The sequence below is a fragment of the Flavobacterium sp. UBA6135 genome, assembly GCF_002428305.1.
Taxonomy (GTDB): domain Bacteria; phylum Bacteroidota; class Bacteroidia; order Flavobacteriales; family Flavobacteriaceae; genus Flavobacterium.
In genome coordinates, this window is sequence record NZ_DIVJ01000032.1 from 16405 (window position 1) to 27860 (window position 11456).

Here is an 11456-nt window from a genome sequence, read left to right on the forward strand (position 1 = left end):
CAACTTACTTTGAAAAAGCATATTCGGGATATGTTTGTTTTAGATATTCTTCGGCTTTGGATGGGATAATTTTTGTCACTATAAAAGTTGCTAAAAATACCGAAACCAAAAAAAAGCTAATTCCAAAAAGCATATAATCGTTTGGAAATCCGTTTCCGTGATTTGAAAAAATATTAATTATGTGAATCGGAATAACAAAAACCCCAGAAAAAGAGCCGTATCCGTATATGATTTCTTCAAACATCCATTTTTTTCCGGTTTGATTTTTTCTCTTTTTCATTTTTCTCTTTTCATAAACTAAGGCAGCTATCAAAAGTAGAAACCATCCAATCATTGCAATGGTTAATAGTTCATAAAAGAAAACATATTTAAAAAAATAAAATAAGCCAACCACTAATGAAATAGTAATAATAATTTTTGGAATGGTAAAAAATTCTTTAAAATGTTTCCAAATTAGTAAATGATATTTTTTACTTAAAGCCAATTGCCTTTGTTCAACCACATCCATAAACCCAAAAATGCCAAATTTTTTAAATTCTTTTTGCAAAGCTTCTTCAAAAGATAATTTCGGATTTTCTTTCCATTGTTCTTCAATAGCATTGGAAAGATGATCTACTAATTCCGTTTGCAAATCATAATGTTCTACAAAATGTTCGCGGGTGAAACGGTAGAGGCGATCTATTTGTTCTTGGTTAACTTTTAGTTCCATATGTGTTTACTTTGGTAATATTTTCGAATTTGATTTGCGTAGAAAAAAAGGAAAAGTATTGACAAAAAAAGTATTGAAATATCCATCCAAAAAATAAATTTCAAGCGACTGAAATCTATTGGCTTCGAAAAAAACATGAAAAAATAATGAATTAGTGTAAGCACTAAAAAAGACTGCTCAATGGCATAAAATCGCTTCTTTTTTAAAATAAAAAAATATAGCATGTGAAAGATGGTAAAACATAGTATTGACAAAAGCCAATAGTGATGAAATTCATAAATAAAGGACTTCATATCTATTGTTGATTGAAAAAAAAATATTACTAAATAGAAAGTTAAGCCAAATAAAACAAAATAGGGTTTCAACAAAAACGAACCAAAACTTTTAACTGGCTCAAAAGATTTGAAACCACTACCGGAAAATTTCTTTAAAAGTTCTTTCTTATTCAAAATCATGTAACTTTTAAAAGCATCATAGAAATCACTATTTTCAACTTTCATTTTTTCTTCAACAGATGAAGCAATATGATCGGTAAGTTCCATTCGGATGTCATCGTAAATAATTTCACTTTTTTTGAGATAATTATCAATGAATTTGAGGTTTTGTGAAGTTAAAGTTTTCATTCTAATAACTCAATTTAGGATTCACAATGTTTTGCATATTCTTAATAAATTCTTCCAGTTCTGCCAATCGATTTACTGTTTCTTTGTTGCCTTTTTCAGTGAGTTTGTAGTATTTCCGTAAGCGGTTGTCTACTTTTTCTACTTCTACTTCCAACAGACCATCAGCTTCTAATTTGTGTAAAGCGGGATACAAAGCTCCTTCGGTGATGTTTAATTCGCCTAACGTGATGGCTTTTACTTTTTGCGTAATTTCATAACCATACATGCGGCCTTTTTCCTCTAAAAGCTTCATTATAATAGTGTTAAGACTTCCTTTATATAGTGATGAGTTTTTCATTTTTATGAATTTGAAACACAAATATACATAAGTTTCTTATACATAAAAATCTTATGTATAAATTTTTTAAAAAATATGCTGTTTTCAAAAACTGTGGTTTATTACCTTTGTAAAAAATTAATCCATGTCAACTTTCTATAAATTAGCGGTCAAAGAAATCACTCGTGAAACACCGGAAGCCGTTTCTGTTCTCTTTCAAGTTCCAACCGAACTTCAAGCCAATTACCGTTTTACAGCCGGACAATACATCAACTTAAAACTTACTTTAGACGGAAACGAAATTCGTCGTGCTTATTCCATTTGTTCCACTCCGGAAAGTGGGGAATTACGAATTGCCATCAAATCTATCAAAAATGGTTACTTTTCTAAGTTTGCGAATGAGCAATTAACGGTTGGAAAAGTTTTGGAAGTTGGAACTCCAGAAGGAAAATTTACGTTTGAACCCGATACCGCTCGACAAAAAAACTATGCTGCTTTTGTGGCCGGAAGCGGAATCACTCCGGTAATGTCGATTTTACAAACCGTTTTGGAAAAAGAACCCAACAGCACTTTTGTCTTGGTTTATGGAAATAAATCGAGTAATGAAACCATTTTTTACAACCAATTGCACGATTTACAGTTGAAATATGTGGGACGCTTTTTTGTGCATTATGTTTTTAGTCAGCAAAAAGCCGATGATCAATTGTTTGGAAGAATTGAAAAATCAACCGTTAATTTTGTCTTGAAAAACAAACACAAAGAAAAAGAATTTGACAAATTTTACCTTTGCGGACCGGAAGAAATGATCAATCGCGTAAGTGATGTTTTAAAAGAAAACAACGTTAAAGAAAAAGATATAAAATTCGAATTATTCTCTGCTTCATCCTCAGAAAATGAAATTCAGAAATCATTAGAAGGTCACACAAAAATCACCGTTTTGGTGGATGGCGATGAAACTTCTTTTGAAATGTCGCAAAAGCAATCGTTGTTGGAAGCGGCTTTAAAACAAGGTTTAGATGCTCCTTATTCATGCCAAGGTGGGATTTGTAGCAGTTGTATCGCTCGAATTTCCAAAGGAACTGCCGAAATGAAAAAGAACACCATTTTAACCGATGGTGAAATTGCTGAAGGGTTGATTTTAACTTGCCAAGCTCATCCTACTTCGAGTGAGATTTTTGTGGATTATGATGATGTTTAAATCGGTTATCCGTTGTCGGTTGTTGGTTGTCGGTTACTTTGATTGCGAATAGAAATCAATTTAAAATGAAAAACAAACTGGAAATATTTAAAAAAGCTCAAGACCTTTTGGATGAACCTGAAGTACAAGAGCTTTTAGAGTATTGTGACCGTTTGGAAGATGAATTAGTGGATTTCAAATTTGAAAAAACCAACAACAAAGAGTTGATTCTGCTCGATATGATTCGTGAAGTAATCAAAGGTTGCAACGCGATGGAAAAAGAGCAATTAGAACACGAACGATTTGGTTATGAGGCTCCAAATTATGCCGATGCGATTTCAAATTTAAAAATGTATATTTTAGAGATTTGCAAAGACAATAAAATTTACTTGTAAATCGATAACCTTTCACTGAGACTGAAAACTGCGACTGATAACTAAACTCCTAGTTGTGACTGAACACTGAACACTATTTTTTCCGGTAAAATAGTTCGCATCACATCTTCATAGCCTTTCACTTTTTTATTTCCATAAATGGATGTTGGTAAAAGCGGAAATTTCTCTCGATCAGAAACAATGCAATTTTCCAACGGTTGATTGAATGGAGAAAATCCGGCAAAGGGATGCGTGGCTCCCCAAAGCGTGATGACTTTTACACCTAACATTGCAGCGATGTGAGCATTTCCGGAATCCATAGAAAGCAACACATCTAAGTTTGAAATCACTTCTAATTCTTCTTTAAATTTTAGCTTTCCCGCTAAGACGATCACATTTGAATGATTATTTTGAAGTTGATTTAATTTCTGAATTTCTTCTTTTCCACCACCAAAAAGGAAAATTTTGATTGAATTATTTTTTGCCAATTCATCAATGACTTTTTGCATCAAATCGAGCGGATAAACTTTGCTTTGGTATTGAGCAAAAGGTGCAATTCCGACCCAATTTTGATTTTTATTTTCGGTGATTTTCAGAATTTCATCTGATAAAACTGCTTTTTGGGGAAATTGAGGGTTTGTTAAATCAATTGAAAATCCGAGTTCTTTAAATGTTTCCGTATGTCTTTCAACCATTGATTTTAATGGCTTGAAAATTTTATTTTGGGCTCGGGTTAATGCTTTTTTTTCTGCTCTTCCTTTGTCTGTGAAAGCTACTTTTTTTCCGCTAAGAACGAATAAACTTCGGAGAACTTTAGACCTAAGAACATTATGCAAATCGGCAACCGCATCAATATCGAATTTTTTCAAATCCGAAAATAATCGAAGTAATCCGAAAAATCCTTTGTGGCGATTTTTTACATCCACTGCAAAGAAATCAACATTCGGAATTCCTTCAAAAAACGGTTTAAAAAACGGTCGGGAGATGACTGTAATTTTTACTACCTTATGTTGTAAAACTAAGGCTCTCAACACGGGAACTGTCATAGCGACATCTCCCATAGCTGAAAGCCTTATTACCAATATGTGTTTTGGGTTAGACATCAATTGATGACTATTTTTTATTCTGATACAACACCGGATTCAACTCCTCATCATTGTACATTTTCATTTGTTTGTACACTTTCATGAATTTATCACCACTTTCGATGTCTTTCAACAATTGATCGATAGAGGAAAACATATCGCTTTTTTGTTCTAATAAAATGTTTAATTTTTCTTGACACTTTGCTCTGTGTTCCTCTGAAGCTTCAATTCTATTGGCTTCTTCACTCATGTGATAAATTTTTAAAGCCAAAATTGAAAGACGGTCAATTGCCCAAGCAGGACTTTCGGTGTTGATTTTTGCTTCAGGTTTTACTGAAACTGAACTGTATTTTTGAAGAAAATAACTATCAATATATTCTACCATATCAGTACGAACTTGATTGGAAGCGTCAATTTTTCGTTTTAAATCCAATGCCGCCACAGGATCAATTTGCGGATCACGGATAATATCTTCAAAATGCCATTGCACCGTGTCAACCCAATTTTTTGCATACAATAGGTGCTCGATTTTATCCTTAGGAAACGGATTATTAACCGGTTGATTTACGCTGTCGTGTATGTGGTAATCTGCAATACTTTGTTCAAAAACAGAAAAGGCAAGTTGTGAAAACATTATATAAAAATTTAAAGTACAAATATACTTTTTATACCTTTATCAAACTAATTCCAATTCAAAACGTTTATGCACCTTCATTATATCTCAGAACAAAACAGCATTCTAAATCATTTTTTGGCACAAATTCGTGATGTTTCCGTGCAAAAAGACAGCATGCGTTTCCGAAAAAATATTGAACGAATTGGCGAAATCATGGCGTATGAATTGAGTAAAACACTTCCCTATATTCCTATTGAAGTGCAAACACCACTTGGCATTAAAAAAACAACTGCTTTAGAAGATCATGTGGTTTTATGTTCCATTTTGAGAGCCGGTTTGGCGTTGCACACCGGTTTTATGAATATTTTTGATAATGCCGAAAACGGATTTGTCTCGGCTTATCGTCATCATCCGAACAACGATGATTACTTTGAAATTTTGGTGGAATATCAAGCGGCACCTTCTTTTGAAAATAAAACCTTGATTTTAATTGATCCGATGTTAGCCACAGGTCAATCGATTGTGGCGGTTTTAAATAAACTACATTTAGAACAAAAACCGAAAGAAATTCACATTGCAGTTGTCATTGCCGCTCCTGAAGGCATTGCGTATTTAGAAAAAAATCTTCCAGCCGATTGTCATTTGTGGGTTGCTGCTTTGGATGAGAAATTAAACGAAAAAAACTACATCGTCCCCGGTTTGGGCGATGCGGGCGATTTAGCTTATGGCGTAAAATTATAGTTGGAAAACAAACAAGGTTATTCCTATCAAAATAAAAATTCCCATAATAATTTGTTTCCAAAAATCATCTTTTGTCATTTCAACAAACCCAGTTGCTAGTATTGCCATTGGAAAAAATGTGAATATTAAATTTTCATTGGATTTGATAGGTGAAATTAAATAAATCAAAATTCCAATCAACATGGCATATATCACTTTTTTGTAGGCTGCATGAAGAATAATGGGTCTTCTTGAAAATGTAAAAAGTATTGAAAATAAAAACAAGACAACAAAAAAACCATAAATCAAGAGTGCACTATTTTGGGAAATTATTGATGAATATTGAAGTTCAAAATTATAATTGGTTGTGTTCAAAATTTCTTCAAGCCACTCTTTTTCGAATAACAAGGTAAAAAAAAGGGTGATAACTGCTATGGTAAAAAAGGCAATAAAAGGTAAAATCCAATTTCTATAGTCCCCGGAAACGTGAAAAATAATGGATGCAAATACCAGAATTATAAATAGAATTGCCCAAAAATGAAATAACGATGCTACAAATATCCAAAGTGATGCGTCAAATATTTTTTCTTTGGTTAATTGCATCGATTGCAAAGAAAAAAGTCTTCTCAACGCTAAAATCACAAAAAAAGAAGCAATAACCAAATTGATGGAATTAAAAACAGATGGGAAAAACAATAACGCTATAAAATAAAATAAAAACGGGTAGCTACTGTCTTTGCTCAATCCGTTGCGTTTGGCAATAAAATTTGAAATAAAAAGAGAAAAAATTAGAAGTATTAAAATACTAACTCTTTCTAAGAATAAATAGGCCGAAAAAGGTTCAGAATTATTTCTAATTTGGAATAGGATAAAGCCAAAAAATAACAATCCTGCTATTATTATATAATTTATTGGTCTAGATTTATTAAAAAGACTTGGAATCATTCGGATATTTTATACTTTTGCGTTGTAAATATAATATATTATATCATGAAAGCATTTTTTGAAGGAATTCAATACTTATTTGTCGATATACTTTTTGCTCCTTTTGATATGTTCCGTTCTTTGGAACTTTCAAATTGGTGGGGTGCAAACATTTTGAACTGGATTTTTATGATTGTTTGTGCTGTTGCTATTGTTTATTGGTGCAAACAATTGGTTGCTCACCAAAATAACAATGAAGAAAACCAAGATACAACGGCTCACTCTTTCTTAAAGTAAGAATTCAGAAATTAGAAGTTCGAATTTCTGAATCCTCATTTATTCTTTAAAGATCAAATCCAATATCTTTTCTATAGTACATCTTATCAAAATTTAGTTTTGCTATGTTTTGGTAAGATTTTTTTATGGCTTCTTGAAAAGTATCGCCATACGATGTCATTGCAATTACTCTTCCTCCGTTGGTAACAACATTACCGTTTAAAATTTTTGTTCCGGCATGAAATGCAATTGAACCTTCAATTGAATCCAATCCTGTTATTATTTTTTCTTTTTCATACTCTTCAGGATACCCTCCCGAAACCATCATAATGGTTGTTGCACTTCTTGGGTCTATTTCAAGTATTGCTTCGTTCAACGTTTGATTAGCAACTGATTGAAACAATGCAACGATGTCTGATTTTATTCTTGGCATGACAACTTCTGTTTCCGGATCGCCCATTCTAACATTGTATTCAATCACCATGGGTTCTCCTTTGACGTTAATCAATCCGATAAACACAAAACCTTTGTATTCTATTCCGTCTTTTTGTAAACCATCAATTGTTGGTTTTACGATTCGGTTTTCAATTTTTTCCATCAAAACAGCATCTGCAAAAGGAACCGGAGAAACTGCACCCATTCCGCCGGTGTTTAATCCGGTGTCACCCTCACCAATTCTCTTATAATCTTTTGCGGTTGGAAGAATTTTATAATTTTTACCGTCGGTTAAAACAAAACAACTTAGTTCAATTCCGTCCAAAAACTCTTCAATGACTACTTTTGAACTGGCTTGACCAAATTTTTGGTTCACCAACATATTTCGAAGTTCTATTTTTGCTTCTTCTAAATCTTCAATAATTAAAACACCTTTTCCTGCTGCTAAACCATCTGCTTTTAAAACAAATGGAGGATTTAATGTTTCTAAGAAATCACAACCTTTTTCAACGGATTCAGCAGTAAAACTATCATAAGCAGCTGTTGGAATGTTGTGTTTAACTAAAAACTTTTTTGCAAATTCTTTACTTCCTTCTAACTGAGCTCCAACTTTTGAAGGCCCAATCACAGGAATATTTTGCAACAATTCATCTTGTTTGAAGAAATCATAAATTCCTTTTACCAAAGGGTCTTCAGGCCCCACAACTACCATATCAACGTTTTCTTCAACCACTACTTTTTTTACAGCATCAAAATCGGTTGGATTTATTTCTAAATTAATTGCAATTGTTGCAGTTCCGGCATTACCGGGTGCAACAAATAATTTTGAACATCGATTGCTTTGCACGATTTTCCAAGCTAAAGCATGTTCTCTACCTCCTGATCCGAGTAGTAAAATTGTCATGATAAAAAGTTGTGTGTTTGAGGTGCAAAAATAAGGTGTTTTGTATGGAATGAAAAGGTAATCCGATAAAAAAATAATCGTTTTAGCAATCTCTGTTTTGGTTTTAGTATTTTTGGAGTCACTCAACGTTGATTTAACTCATGTCCAAAATTTTTAATTCTGTTTTTGTAAACTATTTAACTTCTGTTGGAGATTATTTCTTTGGAAATCATTTTATGAATTCTATTAAAGAATGGAATCGTTATGATTTATTATCCGAACAAGAATTAGAAGATATCCAACAAAAGCGTCTTAAAAAAATGTTGCAACATGCTATTGAAACCGTTCCGTATTATCAAAAAATTAAATTACCTGACACAGCCGGAAACTCACTAACTGATTTTCCGGTTTTGACAAAAGAGATGTTGCGATTTGAAAAAGAAAATTTAGTGTCCAATCGCTACAACACTGCAACTTTAAAAAAGAATTTCAGCAGCGGAAGTAGTGGAATTCAATCCTATAGTTATACCACAAAAGGATTTAGTTATTATAACCAAGGTCTTCAAAATCATTGGTATTTATGGTCTGGTTTTAAAATTGGAGATGGTGTTGTTCAATTTGGAATTTCTCCGAATCGTGCGTTTCCCAAAAACATTAAAGACGTTTTGTTTAACGTACATTATGTCAATAGTTTTTCAATCTCTGAACCTGAAATGATTGAATTGGCTGAACTTATAAGAAAGAAAAACATAAAATATATCATTGGCTATCCTTCGGCAATTAACGAATTTACTAAAGTTGTACTCAAGCATGGTTTTTCCCTTTCGCTTAATGCGATAATTACCTTAGGAGACAAACTGTTTGCTCATTTCAAGAAAAATTTTGAATTGGCTTTTTCAAATCCGAAGATCATTGACACTTATGGTTGTGCAGAAGGATTATTAATGGCTTGTTCAAACGATACGGCATATTACAACATCATGAGTCCGAATGTTTTCATAGAAATTGTTGATGATGCCAATAAACCGGTGCCTGATGGTGAGCTTGGACATGTTTTGGTAACTTCATTAACAAATTTTGCCCAACCGATGATTCGATATAAGCTGGGTGATTTGGCCATTAAGCTTCCAAAAGAAAAATATCCTGAAAAACGATTGTTTAACTATCCTTTATTAGAAAAAATTGTGGGAAGGGAAACTGATGTGGTTATCACACCAAATCAAAAAAAACTAATTGTTCACAGTTTTACGGGAATTGTGGAATATTATCCTGAAATTAAGCAATATAAAATAATTCAAGAAGTTCCTGAATCTATTATTTTTGAATATATAACCGATTCAAATTTTGATTTTTCAGAAAAAACCCTTCAGGAAATTAAATCTAAAATTGATGTATTAACAGATAATTCAATATCGGTAGAATTCAAAGCTGTGGATTATATTGCTTCAACACCATCAGGAAAACCTCAAATTATTGAATCAAAAATAAAATAATTTTAATTTCTGTATTTCAAAAATCCTCTCACCATCCAATGCAACATAAAATAAGCCGACTGAACGATTGATAGTTTTTCAACTTCTCTGTAAAATTGCCATTGGTATTTAATTAAATCCGATTTTTTTCGGGAAAGTGAATTTTTCCGAATTCTGTAAATGGCTTTTGGTTCTTGAATTCCATATGCAAAAGGAATTTCTTTTAAATATTGCAACCAAAGGCCCATATCTTGTCGTTTATGAATAATTGGCATGAATTTCTTACCCAACACCTCAACATCTAAAAAAGCGGTTAAGCAACTGATGGAATTAGTTTTAAGAATATCTGTATACGATACTTTTTGAGGCACAATAAAATCACTATACACAAAATTCAATTCTTCGTCAGAGCGTCTGTAAGAAGAAAAAACAAACGGAACAGAGGTTTGTTGAATTGTTTCAATACTGTTTTGAATGAAATCCGAAAACCAAATATCATCGGCATCCAAAAACGTTAGGTATTTCCCTTTTGCAAATTCAATTCCTTTATTCCTTGTTATTGCCGGGCCAACGTTTTTATTTTGTTTGATTAAATGTATTCTGGTTTCTGATTTTTGAAACTCTTCTACAATAGAAATTGTATGATCTGTTGAACCATCGTCTATAATAATCATTTCCCAATTTTGATGGGTTTGATTTTGAACGGATAGAATGGTTTCTGAAATGTATTTTGCAGAATTATATGTAGGCGTAATTATGGATACTAGATTTGCCATAATTAATAGGCCTTTTCTTCACCTTTAAAAATATTAATTACCGTTTGAACAATAATTTTAACATCCATTGCAAAGGACCAATTTTCAATATAAAAAACATCAAATTTAATTCGGTTAATCATATCTTCCTCTGTTTCTATTTCACCTCGATAACCTCTTACTTGAGCTAAGCCTGTAATTCCGGGTTTTACATAATGACGAACCATATATTTTTTAATACGGTTCCCATAGGTTTTATTTTGAGACCAAAGGTGAGGTCTTGGACCAACTACTGACATGTCGCCAAAAAGAACATTAAAAAATTGAGGCAACTCATCTAAGCTGGTTTTTCTCATAAATCGTCCAATTTTAGTTACTCTTGGATCGTTTTTGGAGGCTTCTTTTTCAGTAGTTTTATTGATTTGCATCGATCTAAATTTATAACAATAAAACTCTTCCTCATCTAAACCAGGTCTTCCTTGTTTGAAAAAAACCGGACCTTTTGATTCAAATTTGATTAATATTGCGAGTATTGGTGCCAACCATGATAAGATAAAGATTATTACAAATAATGAAAATAAAATATCAAATATTCTTTTAAATGTTTTGGTTACCGGCTCATGAAGCATTGTTCGTTGAAGGGACAAAACCGGAAACATTTCATAATAATCAACTTTTAAATTTTTAGAAAAAATTTGTTTTGTGTCCGGAATAAACTTTATAACCTTATAATTTTCATCAGCAAACTCAATTAAATCTTTGAGTTGTTCATTACTTATCTCATTTAATGAGCAGTATATTTCATCAACTTTTTGTTCAATGGCAAAATTTTGAATATCTGCCACTTTACCTATTATTTCATTATTTGATTTTTTATCTGAAAAAAAACCCAAAAAACGATAGCCAAAATCATTTCGGTTTTCAAATAGCGATTTTAAATTTTTTGCCTCAGTAGTATATCCAATAATAATTGCGTTTCTGAAATTACTTCCTGTTACAATTCTATATTTTTTGAGATAATAAAATAATAAATACTTTATCAATACAATGACAAAAAAACTTGTTGTAGTAAAAAATGCAGTTGCTTTTCC

General features: G+C 32.1%; 13 protein-coding genes. 5 read left to right on the plus strand and 8 right to left on the minus strand.

What is annotated here, in order from left to right:
- Positions 1-4: 4 nt before the first annotated feature.
- Both B3L86_RS08410 and B3L86_RS08415 read right to left on the minus strand, forming a co-directional pair.
- Positions 5-709 (minus strand): hypothetical protein, encoded by a 705-nt coding sequence (locus B3L86_RS08410; RefSeq protein ID WP_291117601.1) that lies wholly within the window; start codon positions 707-709, stop codon positions 5-7.
- 624 nt (positions 710-1333) lie between these two features.
- A complete protein-coding gene (locus B3L86_RS08415) occupies positions 1334-1669 on the minus strand; it encodes a PadR family transcriptional regulator (RefSeq protein ID WP_291117604.1) in 336 nt (111 codons plus the stop codon).
- 124 nt (positions 1670-1793) lie between these two features.
- Between B3L86_RS08415 and B3L86_RS08420 the strand changes: the two genes are divergently transcribed.
- Positions 1794-2846, plus strand: coding sequence for a ferredoxin--NADP reductase (locus B3L86_RS08420; RefSeq protein WP_291117607.1), 1053 nt, complete (start codon positions 1794-1796; stop codon positions 2844-2846).
- Positions 2847-2911: 65 nt separating this feature from the next.
- On the plus strand, positions 2912-3220 hold the full coding sequence (locus B3L86_RS08425) for a hypothetical protein (RefSeq protein ID WP_291117610.1): 309 nt from the start codon (positions 2912-2914) through the stop codon (positions 3218-3220).
- 41 nt (positions 3221-3261) lie between these two features.
- On the opposite strand, the gene B3L86_RS08430 is transcribed toward B3L86_RS08425, so the two are convergent.
- Positions 3262-4302 (minus strand): glycosyltransferase family 9 protein, encoded by a 1041-nt coding sequence (locus B3L86_RS08430; protein ID WP_291117612.1) that lies wholly within the window; start codon positions 4300-4302, stop codon positions 3262-3264.
- Between the two features lie 10 nt (positions 4303-4312).
- Positions 4313-4918 (minus strand): DUF4254 domain-containing protein, encoded by a 606-nt coding sequence (locus B3L86_RS08435; RefSeq protein ID WP_291117614.1) that lies wholly within the window; start codon positions 4916-4918, stop codon positions 4313-4315.
- Positions 4919-4987: 69 nt separating this feature from the next.
- Here B3L86_RS08435 and upp point away from each other — a divergent pair, with 69 nt between their 5' ends.
- The gene (gene upp, locus B3L86_RS08440; protein WP_291117617.1) at positions 4988-5641 is read left to right on the plus strand and encodes a uracil phosphoribosyltransferase; all 654 of its coding nucleotides are present in this window, start codon (positions 4988-4990) and stop codon (positions 5639-5641) included.
- Here the strand turns inward: upp and B3L86_RS08445 are convergent.
- Positions 5636-6565 (minus strand): DUF6427 family protein, encoded by a 930-nt coding sequence (locus B3L86_RS08445; RefSeq protein WP_291117620.1) that lies wholly within the window; start codon positions 6563-6565, stop codon positions 5636-5638. The two genes, upp and B3L86_RS08445, sit on opposite strands and share 6 nt — an antisense overlap.
- A 45-nt stretch (positions 6566-6610) precedes the next feature.
- Between B3L86_RS08445 and B3L86_RS08450 the strand changes: the two genes are divergently transcribed.
- On the plus strand, positions 6611-6841 hold the full coding sequence (locus B3L86_RS08450) for a DUF6341 family protein (RefSeq protein ID WP_188361553.1): 231 nt from the start codon (positions 6611-6613) through the stop codon (positions 6839-6841).
- 46 nt (positions 6842-6887) lie between these two features.
- Here the strand turns inward: B3L86_RS08450 and purD are convergent, their stop codons facing one another.
- On the minus strand, positions 6888-8159 hold the full coding sequence (gene purD, locus B3L86_RS08455; RefSeq protein ID WP_291117624.1) for a phosphoribosylamine--glycine ligase: 1272 nt from the start codon (positions 8157-8159) through the stop codon (positions 6888-6890).
- 140 nt (positions 8160-8299) lie between these two features.
- Here purD and B3L86_RS08460 point away from each other — a divergent pair, with 140 nt between their 5' ends.
- Positions 8300-9631, plus strand: a complete 1332-nt coding sequence (locus B3L86_RS08460) for an AMP-binding protein (protein ID WP_291117627.1) — start codon at positions 8300-8302, stop codon at positions 9629-9631.
- A 2-nt stretch (positions 9632-9633) separates the two neighbouring features.
- Here B3L86_RS08460 and B3L86_RS08465 read toward each other — a convergent pair whose 3' ends face one another.
- Complete coding sequence (locus B3L86_RS08465) at positions 9634-10386, minus strand: glycosyltransferase family 2 protein (RefSeq protein ID WP_291117630.1); 753 nt, start codon at positions 10384-10386, stop codon at positions 9634-9636.
- A gap of 2 nt (positions 10387-10388) precedes the next feature.
- Positions 10389-11456, minus strand: a 1068-nt coding sequence (locus B3L86_RS08470) for an undecaprenyl-phosphate glucose phosphotransferase (protein WP_291117633.1), incomplete at its 5' end; no start/stop codon positions are given.